19 protein-coding genes are annotated in these 25,232 nt (G+C 69.3%); 4 read left to right on the top strand and 15 right to left on the bottom strand.

Translation table 11 applies throughout. The annotated features are described in order from the left end of the window. Positions 1–16: 16 nt before the first annotated feature. The 9 genes from ASC93_RS25580 to wrbA all read right to left on the bottom strand — a co-directional run bounded on the left by ASC93_RS25580 (position 17) and on the right by wrbA (position 11,741). The gene (locus ASC93_RS25580; protein ID WP_056449457.1) at positions 17–1,108 is read right to left on the bottom strand and encodes a low specificity L-threonine aldolase; all 1,092 of its coding nucleotides are present in this window, start codon (positions 1,106–1,108) and stop codon (positions 17–19) included. A gap of 94 nt (positions 1,109–1,202) precedes the next feature. Beyond that, positions 1,203–3,215, bottom strand: coding sequence for a Cache 3/Cache 2 fusion domain-containing protein (locus ASC93_RS25575; RefSeq protein WP_056449455.1), 2,013 nt, complete (start codon positions 3,213–3,215; stop codon positions 1,203–1,205). Positions 3,216–3,372: 157 nt separating this feature from the next. Next, complete coding sequence (locus ASC93_RS25570) at positions 3,373–5,205, bottom strand: ABC transporter transmembrane domain-containing protein (protein ID WP_056449452.1); 1,833 nt, start codon at positions 5,203–5,205, stop codon at positions 3,373–3,375. Between the two features lie 41 nt (positions 5,206–5,246). After that, positions 5,247–6,317, bottom strand: coding sequence for a lipocalin-like domain-containing protein (locus tag ASC93_RS25565; protein ID WP_056449449.1), 1,071 nt, complete (start codon positions 6,315–6,317; stop codon positions 5,247–5,249). After that, a complete protein-coding gene (locus ASC93_RS25560) occupies positions 6,317–8,866 on the bottom strand; it encodes an FtsX-like permease family protein (protein ID WP_056449514.1) in 2,550 nt (849 codons plus the stop codon). The genes ASC93_RS25565 and ASC93_RS25560 overlap by 1 nt, the downstream gene beginning before the upstream one ends. A gap of 11 nt (positions 8,867–8,877) precedes the next feature. Next, positions 8,878–9,312, bottom strand: coding sequence for a DUF4124 domain-containing protein (locus ASC93_RS25555; protein ID WP_056449446.1), 435 nt, complete (start codon positions 9,310–9,312; stop codon positions 8,878–8,880). A 13-nt stretch (positions 9,313–9,325) separates the two neighbouring features. Continuing rightward, positions 9,326–10,735 (bottom strand): FAD-binding oxidoreductase, encoded by a 1,410-nt coding sequence (locus ASC93_RS25550; RefSeq protein WP_056449441.1) that lies wholly within the window; start codon positions 10,733–10,735, stop codon positions 9,326–9,328. Further along, positions 10,728–11,126 (bottom strand): DUF2069 domain-containing protein, encoded by a 399-nt coding sequence (locus ASC93_RS25545; protein WP_056449438.1) that lies wholly within the window; start codon positions 11,124–11,126, stop codon positions 10,728–10,730. The genes ASC93_RS25550 and ASC93_RS25545 overlap by 8 nt, the downstream gene beginning before the upstream one ends. A gap of 3 nt (positions 11,127–11,129) precedes the next feature. Then, positions 11,130–11,741, bottom strand: a complete 612-nt coding sequence (gene wrbA, locus ASC93_RS25540) for an NAD(P)H:quinone oxidoreductase (RefSeq protein WP_056449435.1) — start codon at positions 11,739–11,741, stop codon at positions 11,130–11,132. A 78-nt stretch (positions 11,742–11,819) separates the two neighbouring features. On the opposite strand from wrbA, the gene ASC93_RS25535 reads away from it, so the two are divergent. Further along, positions 11,820–13,196, top strand: a complete 1,377-nt coding sequence (locus tag ASC93_RS25535; protein ID WP_229412875.1) for a YihY family inner membrane protein — start codon at positions 11,820–11,822, stop codon at positions 13,194–13,196. Here the strand turns inward: ASC93_RS25535 and ASC93_RS25530 are convergent, their stop codons facing one another. The 3 genes from ASC93_RS25530 to ASC93_RS25520 are packed head-to-tail and all read right to left on the bottom strand — an operon-like array spanning position 13,197 to position 15,493. Next, a complete protein-coding gene (locus tag ASC93_RS25530; RefSeq protein WP_056449432.1) occupies positions 13,197–13,505 on the bottom strand; it encodes a DUF962 domain-containing protein in 309 nt (102 codons plus the stop codon). It abuts the gene before it with no gap. A gap of 40 nt (positions 13,506–13,545) precedes the next feature. Next, positions 13,546–14,355 (bottom strand): alpha/beta fold hydrolase, encoded by an 810-nt coding sequence (locus ASC93_RS25525; protein ID WP_056449429.1) that lies wholly within the window; start codon positions 14,353–14,355, stop codon positions 13,546–13,548. Between the two features lies 1 nt (position 14,356). Beyond that, on the bottom strand, positions 14,357–15,493 hold the full coding sequence (locus ASC93_RS25520) for a PLP-dependent transferase (protein ID WP_056449426.1): 1,137 nt from the start codon (positions 15,491–15,493) through the stop codon (positions 14,357–14,359). A gap of 189 nt (positions 15,494–15,682) precedes the next feature. On the opposite strand from ASC93_RS25520, the gene ASC93_RS25515 reads away from it, so the two are divergent. Beyond that, a complete protein-coding gene (locus tag ASC93_RS25515) occupies positions 15,683–16,138 on the top strand; it encodes a CBS domain-containing protein (protein ID WP_056449417.1) in 456 nt (151 codons plus the stop codon). A gap of 112 nt (positions 16,139–16,250) precedes the next feature. On the opposite strand, the gene ASC93_RS25510 is transcribed toward ASC93_RS25515, so the two are convergent. Then, positions 16,251–18,491, bottom strand: coding sequence for an EAL domain-containing protein (locus ASC93_RS25510; protein ID WP_056449415.1), 2,241 nt, complete (start codon positions 18,489–18,491; stop codon positions 16,251–16,253). A 178-nt stretch (positions 18,492–18,669) separates the two neighbouring features. Between ASC93_RS25510 and aroC the strand changes: the two genes are divergently transcribed. Beyond that, positions 18,670–19,764, top strand: a complete 1,095-nt coding sequence (gene aroC / locus ASC93_RS25505; protein WP_056449412.1) for a chorismate synthase — start codon at positions 18,670–18,672, stop codon at positions 19,762–19,764. 161 nt (positions 19,765–19,925) lie between these two features. On the opposite strand, the gene ASC93_RS25500 is transcribed toward aroC, so the two are convergent. Together ASC93_RS25500 and ASC93_RS25495 are read right to left on the bottom strand one after the other, a co-directional pair. Beyond that, entirely contained in the window at positions 19,926–21,419 is a 1,494-nt protein-coding gene (locus ASC93_RS25500; protein WP_056449406.1) for an HDOD domain-containing protein, read from the bottom strand. Then, positions 21,416–23,077 (bottom strand): bifunctional diguanylate cyclase/phosphodiesterase, encoded by a 1,662-nt coding sequence (locus ASC93_RS25495; RefSeq protein WP_056449397.1) that lies wholly within the window; start codon positions 23,075–23,077, stop codon positions 21,416–21,418. The genes ASC93_RS25500 and ASC93_RS25495 overlap by 4 nt, the downstream gene beginning before the upstream one ends. 413 nt (positions 23,078–23,490) lie before the next feature. Here ASC93_RS25495 and ASC93_RS25490 point away from each other — a divergent pair, with 413 nt between their 5' ends. Beyond that, on the top strand, positions 23,491–25,182 hold the full coding sequence (locus tag ASC93_RS25490) for an isovaleryl-CoA dehydrogenase (protein WP_056449394.1): 1,692 nt from the start codon (positions 23,491–23,493) through the stop codon (positions 25,180–25,182). Positions 25,183–25,232: the final 50 nt, after the last annotated feature.

Here is a 25,232-nt window from a genome sequence, read left to right as displayed (position 1 = left end):
CGCCGCATGACGATGCTTACACGCCGCGGTCCACCGCGGCCGCCAGCAGCGCGACGGCTTCGCGCACGCGGCCGTCCGGCGTGTCCAGCAGGTTGTCGCCCACATAGACTTCGAAGAACGAGGTGTCCGGCAGCACGCCGTGGTTCACGCGATTGAACGGCCAGATGCCGTGGTCGCGCGCCAGTTCGCGGCGGATCTCCAGCGCGCGGTCGCGGCTCACGGGCAGGTGCACGTGCAGCATGTTGGCCTGTGGGCGGGCCGGGTTCACGCGCAGCACCGGGTGGTCGCGCAGCACGTCGTACAGGAATTCGGTCCGCGCGAAGCATGCCGGCATGGCGGCCAGCCGCTGCTCGAACTGCATCGCGGCCGCCACCACGTACGGGGAGCGGTGGATGACGTTGCCGCCCTGGCGCTTGAACCATTCGGCCGCCTGCGCCACGAAGGCGCGGCTGCCCGCCAGCATGGCGCCACCGAGGCCGCCGATGCCCTTGTACAGCGAGGTGTAGACGGTGTCGAAGCCGGCCGCGATCTCGGCCACCGGGCGGCCGTAGCCCGCCGCCGCTTCCCACAGGCGCGCGCCGTCCATGTGCAGGTGGATGCCGTGCGCGCGGCAGTGCGCCTTGATGGCCTGCAGGTCGTCCCAGCCCGACAGCTGGCCGCCGATTTCGCGCATGGGAATTTCGAGCGCGACGGCGGACAGGCGGTCGGGCAGGTTGACGATGTCCGCCGCGGCCCAGGGGCGGTACGGGTCGCCGACGCGCAGGGCGTCGAAATGCCCCAGCAGCTGGTAATTGGAACGCTCGTGGACGAAGATGTGCGCGGTCGGATGCAGCGCCACCGGGGCGCGGCCCCGCGCGTCTGCGGCGAGGCGCAAGGTGGTCACCTGGGCCAGTGTGCCGCTGATGCAGAACACGGCGGCCTCGAAGCCGAGCAGTTCGGCCACGCGCCGCTCGAACCCCTGGATCAGGGTGCCGTCGCCATACGTGTCGTGGGCGACGCCGTTGGCTTCGCACCAGGCGGCCATCGCGGCGAACATCTCCGCCGGGGTGCGGGCGCGGTGGCCGGGAATGACGGTGGTGCAGCGGGCGAGCAGGTCGGTATCGGTCAATCGGGGCTCCAGGGTAGCGGACCGCGCTACTCTACACCCAAGCGGACCGGCGCGGAAGGGCGCGGCCGGCGGGCGCGCCCACGGCATTGTCCGATCAGTACTGCGCGAGCGCGGGGCGGGCCGCGGCCGGCTGCTGGTCCAGCTTGAACAGGCGCACGGCGCGCGCCAGCTGGTCGGCCTGTTCCTGCATGGCCTGGGCGGCGGCGCTGGCTTCCTCGACGAGGGCCGCGTTCTGCTGGGTGACCTGGTCCATCGCGCCGATCGAGCGGTTGATGTGCTCGATGCCGGTGCTCTGTTCCGCGTTCGCGGTGCTGATGCGGGCCATGATGGCCGTGACCTTTTCGGCGCTGGCCAGCACCTCGGTCATCGTGACGCCCGCTTCCTGCACGATGCGGCTGCCGGCGTCGACTTCCGCCGTCGACGCGACGATCAGGCCCTTGATCTCCTTCGCCGCCGCGGCGCTGCGCTGGGCGAGGTTGCGCACCTCGGTCGCCACGACGGCGAAGCCGCGGCCCTGTTCGCCGGCTCGGGCCGCTTCGACGGCCGCGTTGAGCGCGAGGATATTGGTCTGGAACGCGATGCCGTCGATGACGCCGATGATGTCGCCGATCTTGCCGGACGACGCCTTGATCGTGTTCATCGTGTCGATCACCTGGTGCACCATGCGGCCGCCTTCCTGCGCGACCATCGAGGTGTTCACGGCCAGCTGGTTCGCTTCGTGGGTGTCGCCCGCGTTGCGGCGCACGGTCGCCGTCAGGTCCTGCATCGAGTTCGCGGTCGAGGCCAGGTTGGCGGCCTGTTGCTCGGTGCGCGCGCACAGGTCCAGGTTGCCGGTCGAGATTTCGCCGGACGCGCCCGCGATCTGCTCGGCGCCGCTGCGCACCTGGCCCACGACCGCCGACAGGCTGCTGCTGATATTGTTCATGGCCTCGGCCAGCAGGCCGATCTCGTCCTTGCGGTCGACGTCCATGCGCACGCTCAGGTCGCCCTCGGCGATGCGCACGGCGGCGTCGCGCGCCCGCACCAGCGGCCGGGTGACGGTGCGGGTCATCACGAAGTGCAGGATGGTGGCGAAGATGGCCAGCGCGGCGAGGCCGATGCCGATGTAGCGATTGCGCAGGCGCGCCGCTTCCTTCGTGATCTCGTCCTCGTAGGTGCCGCCGGCGATCAGCCAGTTCCAGTCCTTGAACAGCGTGTACGCGGCCACCTTCATGCGCGGCGCCATTTCGCCGGCTTCCGCGTTCTGCCAAGGGTAGGTCATGAGGCCGTGCTGCGTCTCGAGCATCTCCTTGATGAATTCGCGGCCGCTGGCGTCGCGGCTGCCCAGGATGTTCTTGCCTTCCTTGACGGGGTGGACGATCAGGTCGCCGTAGGTCTTGCCCTTCGTTGCGTCCAGCACGAAGTAATAGCCGGTGTCGCCGACCTTCTTCTTCTTGATGCGTGCGCGCAGCGCGTTGATGTTGGCCTCGACGTCGAGGCCGATGTAGAGGATGCCGATCACCGTGCCCGATGCGTCGCGGATCGGTTCATAGTCGGTGATGAACGGCTTGCCGAACAGCTTGACCATGCCGACGTACGCCTTGCCGGCGCGGATCGCGGCATACGCGGGGCTCGCGTGGTCGAGGATCGTGCCGACGGCTCGGTCGCCGTTTTCCTTTTTCACCGAGGTGGTGACGCGCACGTAGTCGTCGCCGCTGACGACGAACACCGAGGCGTTGCCGCCGGTCTGGCGCGTGAAGGCGTCGGGCAGCGTGAAGTCGAGATTCAGCGGCTTGCCGGCGACGCTCAGCGTCGGCACCTGCCGGTCGCCGACCGCGACCATCTTGCTGTCGTCGCGCGTGAACTCGCCGGCGAACTGCGAGGCGAAGACCCGGCCGTAGCCGACGGCCTGGCTCTTCATGACGTTGTCGAACATCTCGACGGCGTTGACGACGCTCTGCAGTTCGGACTCGACGTTGGCGATGGCACGCGCGTGCAGCATCGAGGACGTCGTCCAGGTGATGGTGAAGACGAGGCCGGCGAGGATGACGCCGACGAGCGCGAACGTGAAGGCCGTGATCTTGGAGCCGACGGTCCAGTTCGCGACACTGAACGATTTCTTGTTCATGGGAGGCTTTGGGGAGATGTGACGTTGCGCTATCGTACGCCAACTATCCCCAAGGCAACAAAAGTGTGTCGTCCTTCCGATGTGTTCGTGCAACAAATTTTTGCCGGAATGGCACGATTTACCGTGAAACCACCCCGGGCCTTGTCACGCCGCCAATTCAATGCTCGACGTGCACGTTATGGAACTGCAAAGCCGCCAGGTTCGCGTAAATGCCGCCGAGCGCCACGAGCGACGCGTGCGTCCCCGTCTCGACGATGCGGCCGTCCTCCATCACGATGATGCGGTCCGCGCGCTGCACGGTGGCCAGGCGGTGCGCGATGATCAGCGTCGTGCGGCCCACCATCGCCGCTTCCAGCGCGCGCTGCACGAGGCGTTCCGATTCCGCGTCGAGGGCGCTGGTCGCCTCGTCCAGCAGCAGCAGCGGCGGGTTCTTGAGCAGGGCGCGCGCGATCGCGATGCGCTGGCGCTGGCCGCCGGAAAGCCGCACGCCGCGCTCGCCCAGGTACGATTCGTAGCCTTGGGGCAGGCGCTCGATGAATTCGTGCGCGGCCGCCAGCTTCGCCGCGGCGATGACTTCGGCGTCCGTCGCGCCGGCGCGGCCGTAGCGGATGTTTTCCAGCGCGTTGGCCGAGAAGATCACCGTGTCCTGCGGGACGATGCCGATGGCGTCGCGCAGCACGTGCAGGTCGAGGTCGCGGATGTCGACGCCGTCGAGGCGGATGCTGCCTGCCTGCGGGTCGTAGAAGCGCAGGAGCAGCTGGAACAGCGTCGTCTTGCCGGCGCCGGACGGGCCGACGACGGCCACCGTTTCGCCGGGCTTGACGTCGAGGCTGACGTGGTCCAGCGCGGCCGTGTCCGGGCGCGACGGGTAGGAGAACTGCACGTTCGCGAGGTTCAGGGAAGCGCCGCCGGCGGCGCGCGCGGGCAGCGGCGTGGGGTGCGCCGGGTTGCGGATGTCGGAGCTGACGGCCAGCAGTTCCATCAGGCGTTCGGTGGCGCCGGCCGCGCGCTGGGCCTCGCCCATCACCTCGGACAGCGCGCCGATCGCGCCGGACACGATGGACGCGTACAGGATGAACTGGCCGAGATCGCCGCCCGTCATGGTCCCTTCCAGCACGGCGTGCGCACCCAGCCACAGCACGAACACGATGGCGCCGAATATGAGCGCGATCGCGAGCATCGTGAGGACGGCGCGCGCGCGGATGCGCCGCATCGCCGTCGCGAACGCGTCCTCGACGGACGCACCGAAGCGCCGGGCCTCGATCTTTTCGTGGGTGAACGCCTGCACGGTCGGCATGGCGTTGAGGATCTCGCCGGCCAGCGCCGACGCGTCCGCGATGCGGTCCTGCGAATCGCGCGACAGCTTGCGCACGCGCCGGCCGTACAGCACGATCGGCACGACGACCAGCACCAGCAGGCCGAGGATGATCGACGTCAGCTTCACGCTCGTCACGAACAGCATCGCGAGACCGCCCACGAACAGCAGCGTGTTGCGCAGCGCGAGCGAGATGCTGGTGCCGACGACGCTCTGGATGAGGGTCGTGTCCGTGGTCAGGCGCGACAGCACTTCGCCGCTGCGCGTGGTCTCGAAGAATGCCGGGCTTTGCTCGACGACGTGGCGGTAGACGGCGCTGCGGATGTCGGTCGTGACGCGCTCGCCCAGCCACGAGACCATGTAGAACCTGGCGGCCGTCGCGACCGCGAGCACGGCGGCCACGCCGAACAGCGCGAGGAAGGTGCTGTTGACGCTGGCGGCGCTCGCGGCGCCTCCCCTGGCGCCGAAGCCGTGGTCGATCATCTGCTTGAACGCATACGGGATCGCGAGCGTGGCGCTGGCCGCGACCAGCAGGGCGATGCCGGCAAGGAGGAACTGGCGGCGGTACGGCCGCAGGAAGGGCAGCAGGCCTTTGAGGGCGGCGAGGGCGCCCTTGCGCGGCGCGGCCGGCGTGGCCGGGGTGGATCGGGTGTCGGTGGTGGAACCGTTGCTCATGTCGTCATTCGTTGTTCGTGGTGTTGCGGATGCTTGCGTGTTCATAGCTTCATGGCCGATACATAACCCGTCAGTTCGAGGTAGCCGCGTCCGGCGGGCCGGCCGTCGCGCCGCACGGTCACGGCGCCTTCCCAGTACACGGACCCGGTCGAGCGGCGCGAATCGAGTTCCTGGTCCGGCAGCAGGGGCTCGATGCGCCACTGCGTCGCGCCCGTCGTCAGCAGGGTCGCCACCGGGTAGGCGGCGTTCGTGCGGGGCGAGGTCCAGGTCCGCTCAGGGGCGAAGCGCACCTGGTCGGGCCCGTACTGCGTCACGCGCGAGCCGGCGTCGCGCCAGGTCGCGTGGGCCCACAGTGTACTCCCATCCTTGGCGCGGATCCGGAAGGCCATGAGGGCGCCGCCGTCGTCCAGGTTGATGCCGGTCCAGTCCCACCCCGCGGCGCTCGCGTCCAGCACCTGGCTGGACCATTCGTGGTCGAGCCAGGCGCTTCCCGTCACGGCCTGTTTGCGGCCGGCGCGGACGATTTCGCCGTCCACCTGCAGGTGCGGCTCGCTGTAGTAATAACTGGCGTGGCCGGGCTGCGGCCCTTTTTGCGAATAGCCGGCGTCGCCCTGCAGCAGCATGGGTTGCGTGGGCGCGAGGCGCAGCGTGAACGACAGTTCGCCGGCGCGCACGACGACGCGGTAACGGCCGTCGGGCTCGCGGCGCATGCTCCAGTCGTCCAGTTTGATATCCGTCGTGCCGGTATCGGCATAGGCCAGGCCGAAGCCGGCGCGGGCGCTGCGCTGGTCGTGCACGAGGTGGCCGAGCGCCGGATCGGACAGCGCCGCGTGGCCGATGATCAGCTGCTTCGGCGCGAACGCGCTCGGGTTGGCGGGATCGGTCTCGGTGCGGCTGCGGAAGAACGTGACCTGGAAGCCGAGCGGCTTGCCGTCGGGCGTCCGCAGCCATCCGGTCGCGTACCACCATTCCGTGCGGTAGTCCGGATGCGCGCCGTAGTCGGCCGGGAACGTCAGGGCCCGCCCCGGCGTGACGGTCGCGAACACGGGCGGCGCGGCGTGCGCGCAGGCCGCCGCGAGAAGCCACACGAGCACGATGCGCAGCACCGTCATCACCAGTCCTCCCGCACGGCGCGCACCGGCCCGCCGGACAGCGCATAGCGGCCCGACACCAGTGCCGTCGCGACGGATGCCGCCACCAGCACGGCGGCCACGCTGCCGAGCAGGGGCCACGGCAGATGCAACTGCATCGTCCAGTGGAACGATTGCGGATTGACGACGTAGACGAGGATCAGGCTGATGACGAGGCCCAGCACGAACCCGGTCAGCACGCCCAGCGCGGTCAGCGCGCCGCCTTCGACGGCGAGGATGCCCAGCACCTGGCGCCGCGTGACGCCCACATGGCGCAGCATGCCGAATTCCTTCGCGCGCGCCAGCGTCTGCGCGGAGAACGTGGCCGCCACGCCGGACAGGCCGATGGCGATGGCGATCGCTTCCAGCAGGTACGTGACGGCGAAGCTGCGGTCGAAGATCTTGAGGCTCATGGCGCGGATGTCGCCGGGACGCGCCATCTGCAGCGCGGCGCCGAACGGCAGGCGGCGCAGCGCGGCCTCGATCCGTGCGGTGTCCGCGCCGGGCGCGGCCCACAGGGCGGCGTCCGTGACCGTCGCATCGCCCGTCAGCGCGCGGTAGTCGGCCAGGCGCACGACGGCGGCCCCGGTCTGGCTGGCATAGTCGCGCCAGACGCCGGCGATGAAGAACGGTTGCGGGCGGCCGCCCAGCGGCAGCGTCAGGGTCTGCCCGACCTTCAGCCGGTACAGGTCCGTCATCGCTTCCGAGATCCATACGGGGCGGCGGCCGGCCGGTACCGGCGCCGCGTCGCCGACGAGGGCGAGCATGCGGCCGGGGTCCCGCGCATCGATGTCGCGCGCCACGAGCACGATGTTCGGGCGCGCCGGATCGAGCGACAGGGGCCGGGTGCGCAGGAACGCGCTGCGTGCGACGCCCGGCACGGCGACCAGCGCGGCCTGTTCCTGCGGGCCGAACCCGCCCGTGTTGCCGCCGCTGCTGCTGCGCACGTACAGGTCGGCCGGCAGGATGTGCAGGATCCAGTCGTCGACCGAGACGCGGAAGCTGGCGACCATGATGCCCATCGCGACCATCAGGCTGAAGCTCGCCAGCACGCCGCCGAGCGCGATCGACGCCTGGCCCGGCGCGTTGGCGAGGCGTGCCAGCGTCAGCGCCAGCACGGGCGAATGGTCTTCCCGGCGGCGCAGCAGGCGGTCGAGCAGGCGGAACGCGGATGCGGCCAGCCGCGGCATCAGGCCGATGCCGCCCACGAGCAGCAGGGCGACGGCAAAGTAGCCGAACAGCGGCAGCCCGAACACGGGCGGCGCGAACGCGCAGGCGCCGGCCGCCAGCAGGCAGACGAGCGACGGCCAGACCCGGTTCAGGCGTTCCAGCGCCGTTTCGTCGGTGCCGGATTTGAGCGCGATGGCGGGCCGGGCGCGCGCTGCCTCGAGTGCCGGGGCAGCGCAGCCGAGCAGGGCGACGCCCAGGCCCAGGCCGAAGTAGACGAGGGCGGCGCCGGGCGCGAATTGCACGCGCGGCTTCACGCCGGGGAAGTAGCCGGCGCCCAGGTCGCCGCCGAACAGCGCCAACGCGGCCGCGGCGAGACCGTAGCCGGCCGCGATGCCGAGCAGGGCGCCGAGCACGCCCAGGATCGCACCTTCCAGCAGCACCTGGCGCAGCAGCGCGCGCCGTTCCAGCCCGAGCACGCGCAGCAGCGCGAACTGGCCGCGCCGGCGCAGCACGGACAGGGCCTGCGTGGAAAACACGAGGAACGCGCCGGTAAACAACGCGACGAGCGCCAGCACGGTCAGGTTCACACGGTAGGCGCGGCTGAGGTTATTGCTGCGGCTTTCCTGGTTGGCGTCGCCCGGCCGGCCGACCGTGAAGCGGCCCGGATAATCGCGCTGGAGCTCCGCCGCCAGCGCCCGTTCGAACGCGGCGCGGTCGACGCCGTCGCGCAGTTTCAGGTCGATCCGCGACAGTTTGCCGGTGAGATGGAAACGCCACTGCAGCGCGCCGATGTCCATCACGCCGAGGCGCTGGCCGCTGCGCGCGCGCAGGATGGGGCCCGCCACGCGCAGATGCAGGTCGTGCGTGCCGGCGCGCACGGCGATGGTGTCGCCGCGCGCCTTGCCCAGCCACGCCTGCGCGGCCGGGGACAGGAACACGGCGTCGTCGGCCAGCACGTCGTAGGGGTGCGCGGCATCCGGCACGCCCATCAGGTCGGGCGCGATGTAGCCGGCGCGGAAGGCGTCGAGACCCACGATCTTGAGCGACCCCTGGCCATCCGGGCGCGCGGCGTCCACTTCCAGCACGGGCGACGCGAGGGCGACGCCTTCATGCGTGGCGAGGCGCGGATAGATGTCTTCGTCGAACAGCGCTTCGCGGCCCGTGACCTGGACGTCGGCCTGGCCGGACAGGCTGTGCACGGCCGCGTTGAATTCGTTGAACGCGGCCGTGTTGATCAGGTGGATCGCAAAACCCATCGCCACGCCGACGGCGATGGCGACGACGGCCAGCACGGCGCGCATCGGATGCGAGCGCCATTCGCCGAACAGCAGCCAGCGCGCCAGCGTGTTCATGCCGGACATTACGCCGGACGTCACGCCGGACATTCCACCGCCATCGCCTCGCGTGCGCGCTGCGCCCGGCGTTGCGCCGCCACGCGCCCGCGGCCGGTCAGGCGCGCGGCGTCTTCCTCGGCCCATTGCCGGCGCAGGTGCAGGCGTGCGCATTGCTTGCGGTGCGCGGCGGCGGCGCGGGCCGTGCGCGCGTCCGCCTTGGCGCTGCGCTGCTGTTCCCGTTCGCGCGCGAGGCGCAGCTTTTCCAGCTCGACGAGCGTGCGCGCATCGCGCGTGGCGACCGTCTCCGCGCCTTCGGGGCGGATGCCGGCGGGCGCCGGCAGTTCGACGGATCTGCCTTGCGCGCAAGGGCGGTCCGCATAGGTCGTCCTGCCGTCGTGCGTGTACTTGTAGACGGGTTGGGCGAGGGCGCCGGACAGGACGCCGGCTGCCAGCAGGGGGAACAAACGCATCATGACGATCTCCCGGTCACAGGATTTTACCGGGGTTCATGATGCCGAGCGGGTCGAGGGCGGTCTTGATGGCACGCATCAGGTCCAGTTCGACCGCGGATTTGTAGCGCGGGAGTTCGTCCCGCTTCAGCGCGCCGACGCCGTGTTCGGCCGAGATCGAGCCGCCGTGCGCCGCCGCGCTGTCGTGCACGATGCGGTTGATGGGGCCCTGCTGCGCGAGGAAATCGTCGTGGCGGATGCCTTCCGGCGGTGCCACGTTGTAGTGCAGGTTGCCGTCGCCCAGGTGGCCGAAGCAGACCACCTGCACGCCCGGATAATCCGCCGCCAGCCGGGCGTCCGTCGTCTCGATGAAATCGGCGATACGCGAGATGGGCACGGAGATGTCGTGCTTGATGTTCTTGCCGGCCGCCGCCTGCGCGAGCGGGATGTGCTCGCGGATGGCCCACAGCGCACGCGACTGGGCGATCGACGTCGCGACGACGGCGTCCCGCGCGACGCCGTCTTCCAGCGCCCGTTCGATGGCGCGCTCCAGCAGCGCGACGCCGTGTTCTTCCGATTCGTGGCTCGACAATTCGAGCAGGGCGTATTGCGGATAGCGTTCCGGGAACGGTTTCGGCAGGTCGGGGAAGTGGGCGGCGACGAGGCGCAGGCTGACGTCGCTCATCAATTCATAGCCCGTCAGCGTCGGGCCGCACGCCGCCTCCACGAGCTTCAGCAGCGCGAGGGCGTCGCGCGGGCTGGCCAGCGCGACGAGCGCGGTGATCGCCGCCTTCGGCTGCGGGAACAGCTTCAGCACGGCCGCCGTGATGATGCCGAGCGTGCCTTCGGCCCCGACGTACAGGTCGCGCAGGTCGTAGCCGGTGTTGTCCTTGCGCAGGCCGCGCAGCGCGTCCCACACGTCGCCCTGCGCCGTGACGACTTCCAGGCCCAGGCAGAGTTCCCTCGTGTTCCCGTAGCGCAGCACGCCGGTGCCGCCCGCATTGGTGGACAGGTTGCCGCCGATGGTGCAGCTGCCCTCCGCCGCCAGCGACAGCGGGAACAACAGGCAGTGGGCGCTGGCCGCCTGCTGGATGTCGTGCAGGATGCAGCCGGCGTCCACCGTCATCGTGCGGTTGAAGGTGTCGACGGCGCGGATGCGGTCGAGGCGCCGCAGCGACAGCACGATGGCGTCGCCGCTGGCGTCCGGCACGCTGCCGAGCACGAGGCCCGTGCGGCCGCCCTGCGGGACCACCGGCACGCGCAGGTCGCGGCACAGGCGCACGACGGCCGCGACTTCCGCCGTGTTCGCGGGCCGGACGACGGCGCGGGCGCGCCCCGTGAAGCGGCCGCGCCAGTCGGTGAGGTACGGGGCGGTGTCGTGGTCGTCGACGAGGACGTTCGCCTGGCCGACGATGGCGCTGCAGCGTTCGATGAAGCCGTCAGTCATGCGGTACTTTGACCTTGTCGAGCAATTCCTTGGCCAGCTTCTGCGCCTGTTTCTTGTACGGGCGCAGGTACAGCAGGGCGAACAGGAAGTAGGCGCAGACGAGCAGGGTTTCGCCCAGGGCCATCATGCGCGAGATTTCCGTGCGGTCGCTCCAGGCGCGCACGATGCCCTCGACCAGGTAGATCAGGATCACCATCGACGACCATTGCAGCGTGTACAGGTCGCGTTTGAGCACCCCGCGCAGCGGCAGCAGCAGCGGCAGGGCCTTGAGCGCGAGCAGCGAGCCGCCCGGATGGAGCGGCGCCACGGCGATTTCCCAGGCCAGCAGCCAGGCGAACAGGATGACCAGGCTGGTCACCGCGCCCGTATGAAACACCCTTAGCACTTGCATTGCTTAATCCGTCCCCTGCAGTTTGCGGCTTGCTTGTGCGAGGCGCCGGCCGAGCGCGATCGCAAGCCGCTTCTCGTCTTCGGTCACCGGGCGGTTGCCGTCCACGCCGGACCAGTGGGTCGCGCCGTAGGGACTGCCGCCGCTGGCGGTGGTCATCAGTTCCGGCTCGGTGTAGGGCAGGCCCATCACCATCATGCCGTGGTGCAGCAGCGGGATCATCATCGACAGCAGGGTCGATTCCTGGCCGCCGTGCAGGCTGCCCGTCGACGTGAACACCGCGGCCGGCTTGCCGGCCAGCGTGCCGGACAGCCATTGCGCCGAGGTGCCGTCGAGGAAATATTTCATCGGCGCCGCCATATTGCCGAAGCGCGTGGGCGAACCCAGCGCCAGTCCGGCGCATTCGGCCAGGTCCTCGAGCTCCACGTAGGGCGCGCCGGACCGCGGGATATCGGGTTCCGTCGCTTCGGCCACCGTCGATACCGCGGGGACAGTCCGCAACCGGGCTTCCAGCCCCGGTACGCTGTCGATGCCCTGGCCGATCAGTTCGGCCAGCCGGCGGGTCTTTCCATGACGCGAGTAATACAACACGAGGATAATCTGATTGGTTGGGTTCATCGTTGGTATTATAGGGCGCTTTACAAGATGACACGTTCGCGCAGGATGCTTTTTCTCGCCGGCGCGGCGACCCTATCGATGCTTTCCAAGACCGTCACCAACCTTTCCCGCAGCACGACCGAGATGATCAACACGGGCGTCGACCGGGTGCGCGGGTTGACGTGGAACGAGGCGCGCGACCTCGTGCGCTTCGCGCGCCGCCGCGTGACCGAAGAAAAACTGCCGCAGGTGGCCGGCAGCCTGACGTTCACGACGACCTTGGCGCTGGTTCCCCTGCTGACCATCGTGCTGGCCATCTTCACCACGTTTCCCATGTTCGGCAAGCTGCGCACGGCGCTGGACAATTATTTCGTCCAGATGCTGATGCCCAGGGCCATCGCGAACACGATCACGGCCAACCTGACGCAGTTCGCCAGCAAGGCGACCGGCTTGTCGGCCGTGGGCGGTATCGCGCTCGTGTTCACGTCGGTCGCCATGATCAGCACCATCGAGCGCGCGTTCAACCAGATCTGGAAGGTGCGCCAGCCGCGCCCCCTCGTCCAGCGCGTGCTCGTGTACTGGGCGCTCGTCACGCTGGGGCCGCTCGCGTTCGGTATCTCGCTGACCCTGACGTCGCAGCTGTTTTCCGCCACCAACGGCCTGACGAGCCTCGTGCCGTTCCTCGGCGCGGTCTTCTACACGGTCGTGTCGGTCGCGCTGACGACGGGCGCCTATGTGCTGCTGTACATGACGGTGCCGAACCGCGACGTCGACTGGCGCGACGCCGTCTGGGGCGGCCTCGTCGCCGCGATCGCGTTCGAGGTCGCCAAGCGCGTGTTCGCCATCTTCATCCGCCAGTTCCCGACCTACGCCATCATCTACGGCGCGCTGGCGGCGCTGCCGCTGTTCCTCGTCTGGATGTATCTGTCGTGGATGATCACGCTCGTGGGCGCGCTGCTGACGGCGGCGCTGCCGATCGTCAAGTACGAGCGCTGGTGGTACGAACCCGTGCCGGGCGGCGCGTTCGTCGACGCGATGGCCGTGCTCAAGGTCCTGCAGGGCGGCGCGCGGATCACGGGCACGGCGATGGTGTCGAACGCGCAGATCCGCGCGTGCACCCGCATCGGCTACGACGAGATGACGTCGTTGCTGGAGCAGATGGTGGCGGCAGGCTGGGTCGGCCGGGTGCAGGCAGAGACGGCCGTCGCGCTGCGCTGGGGCCGGGGCGCGCGTGCCGGGACCCAGTGCTGGGTGCTGCTCGTCGATCCGCGCCTGATCCGCCTGGCCGACGTCTACCGCCTGTTCGTGTTCGGCGGCATCGGCAGCGAGGGCGGTCCGGCGGGCGCGGCGGCGCAATCGCCGCTCGCGCTGGATACGGCCGCGCTGGCGCGCCAGGTCGAGGCCGCCGTCGAACGGGGCCTGGACGAGACGCTGGCCGAGCATTTCGAGCGCACCGGACCCGGCCCGCTCGGCTGATTACCAGCTGAGCTTGCCCGTCAGCATCTGCCAGTACATCACCCAGTCCGCGCGGAACGAATACCACGGGTAGTCGAACGTGGCCGGGCGGTTCTTTTCGAAAAAGAAGTGTCCGATCCAGGCGCCGCCGTAGCCCGTCACGACGGCCACGAGCAGCCACCAGGGGTTCAGGCTGTCGATGTACTGGGCGATGCCCGCGATGGCCGACGACGTCCCGAGGAAGTGGGCGCGCCGGCACAGCTGGTTCTCGTGCTGGGCCAGGTAGTACGGATAGAACTGCGCGAAGCTGTCGTAGCGAACGGCGGCCATGCCATGTCTCCTGATCGTTGCCCCCGCTGCCCAGTGTAGATCAATTCAGGCCGCGCACGAAGTCCGCCAGCGCGGTGCTCACGGCATCCGGCTGTTCCGTCATCATCGCATGCCCGCAATCGATCGCCACCACCCGCGCGTGCGGGATCGCGGCCAAGAGCGCCTGCGCCGAGCGGGGCGGCGTCATGACGTCGCGCCGGCCTTGCACGAACAGTGTCGGACACGCGACGGCGCCTGCCGCCGCGCCGCCGTGCGCATACGTGTTGCATGCGACGAAATCGGTGTGGAACAGCTGTGCCGGATTCAGCTGCGACAGCCGCTGCATCAGCCGGCGCGAGGCGCCCGGCGCCCAGAAGCCTTGCGGGCTGCCGGCCGCCGCCGGCGCGATGCTCGCGTGCGACCACAGGTTGACCATGTCGATGGCGCCCGCTTCATCCGTGCGGGCCGTTTCCAGCAGGGCGTCCGAGACCTTCATCGGCCACGTGCTGCCCAGCAGGGCGAGCCCGCGCACGCGCGCCGGCGCGCGGGCCGCGGCGTCGAGGGCGATCAGCGACCCCATGCTGTGGCCGGCGAGCACGGCGCGTTCGATGGCGGCGGCGTCGAGGAGGGCGAGCAGCCAGGCGGCCATCCCGTCCACCGTCGCCAGCGCGGGACCGGCGCTGCGGCCATGGCCGGGCAGGTCGACGGCCAGCACGTCGTGGCCCTGGCGCGCCAGCGCGCGGGCCTGGGCCGTCCACACCGAATGGTCGTTCTGGGCGCCGTGGATGAACACGATGGCGGGGCGGCCCGCGGCCGGGGCGGTGCCGGCGGTGTAGGCGTAGGCGGTGTTGCCGTTCACGTCGATCAGCATGTCAGGCTCCTTTTTGTGCCAGTTTCAGGGCGCGGGCGAGGTCGTCCAGCAGGTCGTCGGCGTCTTCCAGGCCGAGCGCGAGGCGGACCGCGCCTGCGCTGCCCGCAGTCGCCTGCGAGCGGGCGCCGCCGCCGTCGTGCGCGCAGCCGAATACCTTGAGCGCATCGAGGAAGCGGGCGGCGGCCGCCGGGCCGCCCTGCAGCGTGAACGGGACCACGGCGCCGCAACCGCGCGGCAGCAGGCGCTGGGCGGTCGCGTGGTCGGGGTGGCTGTCCAGGTCCGGATACGCGACGCCGGCGACGGCAGGATGCGCGGCGAGCGCTTCGGCCACTTTGCGCGCGACAGCGACGTGGCGCTCCATGCGCACGCCCAGCGTTTCCAGGCCGTGCAGCATGGCGGCGGCATCGTGGGCGCCGAGCGTGGCGCCGAAAGCGCGCAGCCCGGCGTGGCGGGCGCGCAGCGCGAAGGCGCCGACCGTCGACTCTTCGGCGAAGACGCGGCCGTCGCAGCCCGGGTCCGGCGCGCACAGGCCGGCGAAACGGCCGGTGCGCGCATGGGCCGCGGCCCAGTCGAACGTGCCGCCGTCGACGAGCAGCCCGCCCGCGGCAAAGGGCTGCCCGGCGAGATAGCCGGCGCCATGGAACACGAGGTCCGCGCCGTGGTCGAACGGGGTCAGGAGCCACGGCGTGGCGAGCGTCGCGTCCACAAGCAGCGGCAGGTCGTGTTCGTGCGCGATGGCGGCGACCTGCGGAATGTCGAGCACGTCGAGGGATGCATGGCCCAGCGCTGCGCCGACCAGCAACCGCGTGTCGGGCCGGATGGCGGCGCGCCAGGCGTCGGGATCGCGCGGGTCGACGAAGGTCGTGGCGACGCCGAAGCGTCCGAGGCCGTACGCGAGCAGCGCTTGCGCGTCGCCGTGCAGATTGCGCGCGGCGACGACGTGGCGGCCGGCGCCGGCCAGCGTGGCCACGGCCAGGTGCAGGGCGGCCTGGCCGCTGGCCGTGGCGATGCCGGCCACGCCGCCTTCGACGGCGGCGATGCGTTCTTCCAGCGTGGCGGCGGCCGGGGGCGAAACCTGCGCGCCTGCGGCCGTGTGCAGCGCGAGGGTGGTGAAGCCGGGATATCGGGGTCCGCTCATGGCGTGCTGTTCCTGAAGACGAAGACGGCGCATGCTAGCATTCGATAGCGCTAACCGTTTCATTTATTCATCATCATGGTGCGTTGTGCACGGTTGTAGGGCGGAAAGCTGGATTTTTTGGGGAGCTTAGGCTAGAGTCACCTTATGAGTTATACAACGCAGCACGCATCTCCAATCAAGGGGGTCCAAATGAAGGTATCGGAAATCCTGCAGGTCAAGGGCGACATCCTCTATACGGTATCGCCGGACACCGACCTCGCCAACGCCGCCGCCACGATGGCCGAGCGCGACATCGGTTCGCTCGTCGTGATGGAATACGGCGACCTGGTCGGCATGCTGACCTTCCGCGAGGTCATCAAGGCCTTGCATGCGCATGGCGGCTCGCTGGAGCCGGCGGGCACCGTGCGCAAGCACATGGACGACAGTCCGATCACCGTCACGCCGGACACCGAAGTCAACGAAGTGCGCCGCATCATGCTGGAAAAGCACGCGCGCTACCTGCCCGTCATGAACGCGCGCACGCTGCTGGGCGTGATCTCGTTCTACGACGTCGCCAAGGCCGTGCTGGAAGCGCAGAGCTTCGAGAACCGCATGCTCAAGGCGTATATCCGCGACTGGCCCGCGGAGCAGATGGCCGACGACTGACGGTTCGGCGCAGGCATGTCGTAGGGTGGGCACCCTGTGCCCACGATGGCGTCGCTACGGATGCGTTTGGTGGGCACGGGGTGCCCACCCTACTGCGTTGACCGCGTGCTGATCACGCGGCGCGCGTCAGCGCGTCGTTGCCGAGCCACTCGATGAGCGCCTCCGGCGCCAGCGGCCGCGCGAACAGGTAGCCCTGCGCCAGCGGGCAACCCAGCGTCTGCAGGATCTGCGCCTGGCGCTCGTCTTCCACGCCCTCGGCGATGATCGACAGGCCCAGGTTGCGCCCCAGCTCGATGACCATCTCGGCGATGCTGCTGCCGCGCGCCGCGTCCGTGATTTCGGTCACGAAGGCGCGGTCGATCTTCAGGCGGTCCACGCGCAGGCGCTGCAGATACGACAGCGACGAAAACCCGGTCCCGAAGTCGTCGATGGCGATCGATACGCCGGTGCGCTTGATCTCGGCGAGGCGTTCGATCAGCAGGTCGGGCTCTTCCATCGCCATCGATTCCGTGATCTCCAGCTCCACGCGTTCCGGCGGCGCGCCGGTGTCGGCCAGTGCCTGGCGCAACATGTCGATGAAATGCGGGTGGCGGAACTGCACCTGCGAGACGTTGATCGACATCGTGAAGTCCACGTGCCCGGCCGCGCGCACGCGCACGAGTTCCGCGCACGCTTCGCGCAGCACCCACGCGCCGATGTCGATGATCAGGCCCGAGTATTCGGCGATGGGGATGAAGCGGTCGGGCGGCACGAAGCGGCCGTCCTCGGTGCGCCAGCGCAGCAGGGCTTCGGCACCGAACGTGCGGCGCGCCGCGAGTTCGACCTGGGGCTGGTACGCGAGAAACAGTTCGCCGCGGGCGAAGCCGCCGCGCAGCGCGTGCATCAGGCGGACGCGTTCGCGGATCTCCACGCCCATGCCGCGCGAAAAATAGAAATGGCCGCCGCGACGCTGGCTCTTCGCGCGCTTGAGGGCGATGTCGGCATCCTTGAGGGCGTCGGCCGCGCTGCCGTCGTGTTCGAGCAGGCGCACGAGACCGAGCGTGGCCGACACCTGCACGTCCTGGCCTTCGATCGAGAACGGGGCCGCGAACAGGTCCTGCACGGCGGCCGGTTCGATCAGGTCGGCCTGGCCCAGCAGGCAGAAGATGTCGCCGCCGATGCGCGCCAGCGCCAGGCCGGCGTCCAGGCGCAGGCGCAGGCGTTGCGCCACGGCCCCGAGCAGCGCGTCGCCGAACTGGTGGCCGAGGGCGTCGTTCGTTTCCGCGAACTGGTCGATGTCGACGAGGCACAGGGTCGCGTCGGCGCGGGTCTGCAGGCTGTCGTCGATGAGTTCGACGAGGCGCGTGCGGTTCGGCAGGCCGGTCAGCGCATCGTAGAACGCGGCGCGGTGCAGGTCGGTCATCAGCGCGACGTTGTCCAGGCCGACGGCGATGCTGCTCGTGAAGACGTCGATGAGGCCGCGGCGCAGCGCGTCCAGCGGCCGCGCCAGCCGCACCCACGCGGCGAAGTCGCAATGCGCCTTGCCGCTGAAGTAGAGGGCGAGGTGGTCGTCCTCGTAGACGTTGCGGCGCCCGGCCAGCGCCAGCGCGATGGCGGCCGCCGGTCCTTGCGTCGAGGCGGGCAGCATGCCGTCGCGCGCCAGCGCCGCGCTGGCCCCGCAGCTGGCCAGCACCTGCCAGCCGGCGGCGGCGCCCGGCGGGCACGCGCACAGCAGGCCGTCGGCCGGCTGGCCGGCGAGGGCGGCCACCTCGCGCAGGATGCCCAGGGTCATCTCGCCGACCGAATGCATGGCCATCAGCTCGCTGTTCGCGCGCACGACTTCGGCCAGGCCGGTGCGGCTGTCTTCCAGCGCGTGGATCTGCTGGTAGGCGCGGATGGCGGCGGCCACGCTCGTGTAGAGCTTCGTGCGGGTGAGTTCGGACTTGGTGCGGTAATCGTTGATGTCGTAACCGCGGATGGCGTCCATTTCCGGCGCATAGCCGGGCTGCCCCGTGCGGAGGATGATGCGCACGTCGTGGCGGCCAAGGGTGTCGCGCACGTGACGCACCAGGTGCAGGCCGGCGTCGGCCTGTTCCATCACGACGTCGAGCAGGATCACGGCGATGTCGTGCTCGCGCTCCAGCATCGCCATGGCCTGGGCGGCGGAGTAGGCGTGCAGGAATTCCAGCGGCCGTCCGTGCATCTCGAGGGCGCCCAGCGCGAATGTCGTCGTCGAATGCACGTCGGCATCGTCGTCGACGATCAGCACGCGCCATGCCCCGCTGCCTTTGCCGGGCGCGACTGCCGGCGTCTCGTCAGCGAACACCAGGTCATCGTCCTGCGCGGCGCCGGCGGGCGTGTTCGGTGCGGGCATGTGCTGCGTCTCCAGGTTAAGCTCCGTGATTGCGAACCAGTATATATGCAATGCTAGCAACTCCGGCAGAAAAATTCCACAAAGAAACATTTTTCTTGATGCATATAGGGCGTTTCCCCGCCCGTCTGCCCATGCTGGTAAAATCTTTCATTCCATTCGCACAACCCAACGAGAATCCATGTCCGGCAACACATTTGGCAAGCTGTTTTCCGTAACCACTTTCGGCGAGTCGCACGGTCCCGCGATCGGCTGCGTGATCGATGGCTGCCCGCCGGGACTGGCGCTGTCCGAGGCCGACATCCAGCCGGAGCTGGACCGCCGCAAGCCGGGCACGTCGCGCCACGTGACCCAGCGCCAGGAAGCGGACCAGGTCAGGATCCTGTCCGGCGTCTACGAGGGCGTGACGACGGGCACGCCGATCGCGCTGCTGATCGAGAACACGGACCAGCGCAGCAAGGACTACGGCAACATCGCCGACACCTTCCGCCCCGGCCATGCCGATTACACCTACTGGCACAAATACGGCGTGCGCGACCCGCGCGGCGGCGGCCGCTCGTCGGCGCGCCTGACGGCACCCGTCGTCGGCGCCGGCGCGATCGCCAAGAAGTGGCTGCGCGAAAAATTCGGGACCGAGTTCGCGGGCTGCATGAGCCAGCTGGGCGACATCGCCGTGCCGTTCCAGGACTTCAAGCACGTGCACGACAACCCGTTCTTCGCCGCGACGGCCGACGCCGACCTGATCGCGCGCATGGAAACGGCGATGGACGAACTGCGCCGCGCCGGCGATTCGATCGGCGCCCGCATCGACGTGGTGGCGAAGAACGTGCCGGTCGGCCTCGGCCAGCCGATCTACGACAAGCTCGATGCAGACATCGCTTATGCCATGATGGGCATCAACGCGGTCAAGGGCGTGGAGATCGGCGCGGGCTTCCACTCGGTCGAGCAGAAGGGTTCCGAGCACGGCGACGAACTGACGCCCGAGGGCTTCGTGGGCAATAACGCGGGCGGCGTGCTGGGCGGGATTTCGACGGGCCAGGACATCACGGTGTCCATCGCCATCAAGCCGACGTCGTCGATCCGCACGCCGCGCCGGTCGATCGACAAGGCGGGAAATGCGGTGTCGGTCGAAACGTTCGGCCGCCACGACCCGTGCGTGGGCATCCGCGCGACGCCGATCGCGGAAGCGATGCTGGCGCTGGTGCTGATCGATCACGCGCTGATGCACCGCGCGCAGTGCGGCGACGTGCACGTGGACACGCCGCGGCTGCGCTGAGCAACGCGGCATTCGATACGTCGCCCCCGCGCAGGCGGGGGCCCAGGTTGCGCACGCTTGATGCGAGCGCGAAAAAATTGGATCCCTGCCTTCGCAGGGATGACGCCTACTTCGCAGGGACGACGTTTACGCGCCGGCTCTTGAAAGCGCCGGCGCTTTGGTCACGCCCGGTTCGCCACCGCTTCCAGCGGCTGGCGCCGCTCGACGCTCTTCACGACGAGGCCGCGCAATTCGTTCAGCAGCGAGAATTCGGTCTGGCTCAGGTAGACGGACGGGAAGCGGTCGTCCCAGTCGCCGTAGATGAAGCCGACCGGCTCGCCGCGGGTGCACAGCGGGATGATCACGAAGCAGCGTGCCTCGAGCAGCGTGCCTTTCCACCAGAGCGGCAGCTTGCTCGAGAATTTCGGGTCGCGTGCGTTCTCGATGAAGATCACGCGGTCGCTGCCGAGGGCGGCGAAGAACACGTTCGGTTCGTAGGTGTCGTCGAAGGCCAGCTTGGGCGCGAGCGTCTTGGCGTTGTCGCCCAGGCCGATCTTGGCCGTGTAGCGGCCGTCGCGGCGGTTGCGCAGGAAGCCGAAGGCGCGCGTGAACGACAGGCCGTGGTATGCCGTCTCGAGCGCCATCGACACCATCTGGCCCGGCGTTGCCTGGGCCGCGGCGTCGCGCATGTCGACCACGCCGTCCAGGAGAATCTTGTTGCCGGCTTCGCGCATGCGCGTGACGGCGGCGGCGCGGGCGCGCTTCTCGGGCGGATTCGCGAGCGGCGCGATCGACAGGTCGGCGGCCGCTTCGACCTTGGCCTTTTCGATGGCGCCGACGATGTTGTCCGGCTCGATGCCGAGCAGCGGCGCGAAGCCGGCCGCAAGCAGCCGGACCTGTTCGGCGCCCGCTTCGTCGCCATGCCACAGGCTGTTCGCGCACTGGGTCGACATGGTGCCGAGGGCGGCGAGCCAGTCGTCATGGCCGAAGTCGGCGCCGCGCTCGCCCGGTTCCACGCGGCGCATGCCGGCGATCAGGTTGCGCGGCAGGCCCCAGTGCTCGGCCGTCGCGCGCCCGATCTGTTCCAGCGGCAGGCCCAGTTGGGCGACGGCGATCGCATCGATGTCGCCCCGGCCGGCGGCCTGCTGCATCAGCGTCCAGTGTTCGGGCAGGTAGAACGTGACCATCATCCGGCCCAGCGAGTGGAGGATCGAGCAGACGACCGCTTCTTCCGGATCGCGCGTGGCCGCTTCGCTGGCCACCTGGTGCGCCACCATGCCGGCCAGGACGGCTTTTTCCATTTCGATGTGGGCCTGCAGCGAATCCGGCGTGGACCTGGACAGTTCCTCGATCAGCTTCAGGCCGAGGGCGAGGTGGCCGATGGCCTCGGTGCCCAGCACGAGGATCGCCTTCGAGACGGTGTTGACGCGCTGGCCGAACGCCGAGTACATGCCGCTGTTCGCCAGGCGCAGCACCTTCTGGGTGAGCACGGGGTCGGACAGCACGGTCTGGGTCATGGAAAAGTCGCGCTCGTCCTCGCCGCGCATCGTGGCGAGGATGGCGTTGATGGCCTTGGTGAAGCCCGGCATGTCGCCGCGCCGGCGGATCCGCTCCCACAACAGGGCGAGGGTGGCGTCGGCTTTCGGCGATCGTTCGATGGTAGCAGTCTGGTTCATGTGAGGCCCGCCCGTAATTCGTCCGGCAGCAGTTCCGTGTACAGGTTTTCCTTGAGCGCGGCCATGGCCACGTGGGCCGGCATCGGTTTTCCGGTCAGGTAGCCTTGTATGTAGTCGCACCCGCGCGACTCGACGTAGGTAAGTTGTTCTTCGGTCTCGACGCCTTCGGCCACGACGGACAGGTCGAGGTGCTTGGCCAGGTCGAGCACGGCGTTGCAGATCGCCGCGTCCTTGGTCGAGGCGGGCAGGTCCTTGATGAAGGCGCGGTCGATCTTGAGCACCGAGATCGGGAAGCGCTTCAGGTACGCCAGGCTCGAATAGCCGGTGCCGAAGTCGTCGATCGCGATGCGCGCGCGGCGTTCCGCCATCTTGGTCAGGATCGCTTCCGCGTGGACCGGGTCGATCATCAGCGTGCCTTCCGTGATCTCGAGCACGAGCTTGTCGCCGGGCGCGCCGGAAAACGCGAGGGCGTCGTCCAGCACGTCGAGGAAACGGTCGTTGCGGAACTGGCGCGGGCTGATGTTGACCGAGATGTACAGGTCGCGCTTGGCCACTTCCTCGAACTGGCCCAGTTGCACGAGCGCCGCCTTGAGCGCCCAGGCGCCCAGCAGGTTGATGAGGCCATTCGTCTCGGCGATCGGGATGAAGCGCACGGGCGGCACCATGCCGAGCGTCGGATGCTTCCAGCGCATCAGCGTCTCGAACCCTTCGATCCGGCGGGTGCGGCTGGACACGATCGGCTGGTAGTACAGCAGGAATTCGCCTTCGCGCACGGCCTGGAACATCGCGGCTTCGAGCGAGATGTCGTGCTGCGGCGGTCCGCTTTCGCGTACGCTGTAGACGACCGTGCGGCCCTTGCCCGTTTCCTTGGCGCGGCCCATGGCGGCATCGGCGAGGGCGATCAGCCGGATCTCGTCCTCGGCGTGGTCGGGATAGATCGACACGCCCACGGACGCGCCCAGGTACACGGTATGCCCGTCGACCTCGAACGGCGCCTGCAGCGCGGCCAGCAGGCGGCCGCTGACCAGTTTGATCTGGTCGGGCGTGAACGTGCCCGGCAGGACTCCCACGAATTCGTCGCCGCCGACGCGGGCCAGCGTGTCGCTGTCGCGCAGCGTCTTGCGCAGGCGGCTCGCGGCCTGGCGCAGGACGGCGTCGCCGACCGGGTGGCCGAGGCCGTCGTTGACCTTCTTGAAGCCGTCCAGGCCGATCGTGGCGATGCAGAAGCCCTGGCCGGAGCGGCGCGCGTTGGCGATCACCATGCGGATGCGGTCGGACAGCAGCAGGCGGTTCGGGAGCTCCGTCAGCGCGTCGTGCGTGGCCATGTGGCGCAAGCGTTGTTCGGTGGCGCGCTGGGCCGACATGTCGCGGCCGACGGCCAGCAATTCACGGCTGCCAGGCAGCGCTGCGATGCGCAGCTCGAACCAGGTGTCCTTGCCGGGGCAGCGCAGCCGCACTTCGACGAGCACCGGGTCGCCGGCCGTGCCGGCATCGACGAGGGCATTGCGCAGGGCGGCCTGGTCGGCGTCGAGGGCAAGCGTCGTCAGGACGGTGCCGGCCAGCGGCTGGGTGCCGAACGCGCGCTGGGCGCGCTGGCTCGCGTATTGGATCAGACCGGAAGGATCGAGGCGGAGCGCGACGTCGCCCACCGCTTCCATGTAGCCGTCCGGGCTCGCCGCCGGGGCCGCATGGCGCGGATCGTTCGGTACTGCGGGTGAACTGGCGCGCATTGTCGAAATATCTGCTTTCTAATCGTGGCAGCAAAGCCTGGGGTAATGCTGGAGTGTACCAAATCAACAAGGAATGTATCACCGAAAGATGCCGGCGAGCACTAAAAAGCACAATGCCCGCTATCTTTCCGCCCTTGCTTGATGCGCCGCAGTTCCCGGATCGGACGGGTCGCGCTTGCCCGGCACAGGGCTTTAGGCTAGCCTTGTTGCTTAACCGATAACCACGAGCTGCGGCACGAAGGTTTATTGTCGCCGATACAGTGCGAAGAGGAAACTTTTGCACCGATATTATGATGCTCAGTTGCAACAGCTGGGCGTGCGGGCCACCCGGAGGAGACGCCATGAACCGTTTCGACACCCACGAGGTTTTCAACCAGGCGCCGCCGTTCGGGGACGTCAACCTGTTCGCCTGCGACCCCGCGCTGCGTGAAGCGCTGGAGCACGAAGGAGCCGGCTGGGCGGGCGCCGACCTCGACCGGCTGGGGCAGGCGCTCGGCGCTGCCGGCGTGCTCGACCTGGGGCGGCTGGCCAACGAGTTCCCCCCGCGGCTCGTGAACTTCGACCGCGGCGGCAATCGGGTCGACGAGGTCGAGTTCCATCCGGCATGGCATGAACTCATGCGCCTCCTGATCGATTACGGCGCCCATTCGCTGCCGTGGGAAGCGGCGCGTCCCGGCGCCCAGGTCGCGCGCGCGGCGGCCTACCTGCTGTTCGGCCAGGTCGAGAACGGCTCGCAATGCCCGGTGACGATGACGTACGCGGCGGTGCCGGCGCTGCGCCAGCATGCGGGCATCGCGGCGCACTGGCTGCCGAAAATCCTGTCGCGCACGTACGATCCGCGCTCGCTGCCGATCGAGCGCAAGCACGGCGCACTGATCGGCATGGGCATGACGGAAAAGCAGGGCGGCACGGACGTGCGCGCCAACACGACGCGGGCCACGCGCATGAGCCCGGACGTCGCCGCCACCCGCTTCGGGGCGGCGTGGCGCGACGCCTGGAGTCTCGTCGGCCACAAATGGTTCTTTTCGGCGCCGCAGTCGGACGCCCACCTCGTCCTGGCCCAGGCTACCGAGGGCGGCAGCGCCGGACTGTCCTGCTTCTTTGTCCCGCGTTACCTGCCGGACGGCACCCGCAACGCGATCCGCGTGCAGCGCCTCAAGAACAAACTGGGGAACAAGTCGAACGCGTCGTCCGAGGTCGAGTTCTGCGATGCCGTCGGCTGGATGATCGGCAAGGAAGGGCGCGGCATCCCGACGATCCTCGAAATGGGCAGCCACACGCGCCTGGACTGTGTGACTGGCACGGCCGGCATCATGCGCGCGGCCCTGTGCCATGCGCTGCACCACGCCCGCGCCCGCAGCGCGTTCGGGCGCCGGCTGGCCGAGCAGCCCCTGATGCAAAACGTGCTGGCCGACCTAGCGCTGGAATCGGAAGCGGCCACCGCGTTCGCGCTGCGCCTCGCGCGCTGCGTCGACGTGGGGCCGGACGGCGCCGTGGACCCGCGCGAAGCGGCGCTGGGCCGCATCCTGACGCCGGCCGGCAAGTACTGGCTGTGCAAGCGCGGGCCGGCATTCGGCGCCGAGGCGATGGAAGTCATGGGTGGCAACGGCTACGTGGAGGACGGCCCGCTGGCGCGCCTGTATCGCGAATTTCCCGTCAACTCCATCTGGGAAGGTTCGGGCAACGTGATGTGCCTGGACGTGCTGCGCGCGTTCGCCAAGGGCCCGGAACCACGCGACGCGCTGGCCGCGGAGCTGGCGCTGGCTCGCGGCCGCGACCCCCGCTTCGACGCGTATTGCGCGCGCCTGCTGGATGGGCTGGGCACCCCGGCGGCCGACGAATTCGGCGCGCGCCGCCTCGCCGAGCAACTGGTCGTGGCCGTCCAGGCCGGGCTGTTGCTGCGCCGTGCGCCGTCTTTCGTCGCCGCTGCGTTCGTGGCGTCGCGCATCGCGGTCGACGTCGGCGGCGCGTTCGGCCGGCTGCCGGACGGCGCCGACTGCGCCGCGATCCTGGCGCGCGCCCTCGTCGAGTGAACGTCGCCATGAAACTTCGACAAAGGACGGGACAAACGGGCGCGTGGCTG

The sequence above is a fragment of the Massilia sp. Root335 genome (assembly GCF_001425685.1).
In the GTDB taxonomy this organism is placed as follows: domain Bacteria; phylum Pseudomonadota; class Gammaproteobacteria; order Burkholderiales; family Burkholderiaceae_D; genus Telluria; species Telluria luteola.
This window is presented reverse-complemented; position numbering and strand designations above follow the sequence as displayed.

Coding starts and splice junctions, on each gene's coding strand:
- ASC93_RS25550 (WP_056449441.1), bottom strand. CDS start 10,735: ATGACTGACGGCTTCATCGAACGCTGCAGCGCCATCGTCGGCCAGGCG.
- ASC93_RS25490 (WP_056449394.1), top strand. CDS start 23,491: ATGAACCGTTTCGACACCCACGAGGTTTTCAACCAGGCGCCGCCGTTC.
- wrbA (WP_056449435.1), bottom strand. CDS start 11,741: ATGAACCCAACCAATCAGATTATCCTCGTGTTGTATTACTCGCGTCAT.
- aroC (WP_056449412.1), top strand. CDS start 18,670: ATGTCCGGCAACACATTTGGCAAGCTGTTTTCCGTAACCACTTTCGGC.
- ASC93_RS25545 (WP_056449438.1), bottom strand. CDS start 11,126: ATGCAAGTGCTAAGGGTGTTTCATACGGGCGCGGTGACCAGCCTGGTC.
- ASC93_RS25525 (WP_056449429.1), bottom strand. CDS start 14,355: ATGCTGATCGACGTGAACGGCAACACCGCCTACGCCTACACCGCCGGC.
- ASC93_RS25560 (WP_056449514.1), bottom strand. CDS start 8,866: ATGTCCGGCATGAACACGCTGGCGCGCTGGCTGCTGTTCGGCGAATGG.
- ASC93_RS25555 (WP_056449446.1), bottom strand. CDS start 9,312: ATGATGCGTTTGTTCCCCCTGCTGGCAGCCGGCGTCCTGTCCGGCGCC.
- ASC93_RS25535 (WP_229412875.1), top strand. CDS start 11,820: ATGCTTTCCAAGACCGTCACCAACCTTTCCCGCAGCACGACCGAGATG.
- ASC93_RS25495 (WP_056449397.1), bottom strand. CDS start 23,077: ATGGAAGCGGTGGGCGACGTCGCGCTCCGCCTCGATCCTTCCGGTCTG.
- ASC93_RS25500 (WP_056449406.1), bottom strand. CDS start 21,419: ATGAACCAGACTGCTACCATCGAACGATCGCCGAAAGCCGACGCCACC.
- ASC93_RS25515 (WP_056449417.1), top strand. CDS start 15,683: ATGAAGGTATCGGAAATCCTGCAGGTCAAGGGCGACATCCTCTATACG.
- ASC93_RS25575 (WP_056449455.1), bottom strand. CDS start 3,215: ATGAACAAGAAATCGTTCAGTGTCGCGAACTGGACCGTCGGCTCCAAG.
- ASC93_RS25520 (WP_056449426.1), bottom strand. CDS start 15,493: ATGAGCGGACCCCGATATCCCGGCTTCACCACCCTCGCGCTGCACACG.
- ASC93_RS25510 (WP_056449415.1), bottom strand. CDS start 18,491: ATGCCCGCACCGAACACGCCCGCCGGCGCCGCGCAGGACGATGACCTG.
- ASC93_RS25530 (WP_056449432.1), bottom strand. CDS start 13,505: ATGGCCGCCGTTCGCTACGACAGCTTCGCGCAGTTCTATCCGTACTAC.
- ASC93_RS25565 (WP_056449449.1), bottom strand. CDS start 6,317: ATGACGGTGCTGCGCATCGTGCTCGTGTGGCTTCTCGCGGCGGCCTGC.
- ASC93_RS25570 (WP_056449452.1), bottom strand. CDS start 5,205: ATGAGCAACGGTTCCACCACCGACACCCGATCCACCCCGGCCACGCCG.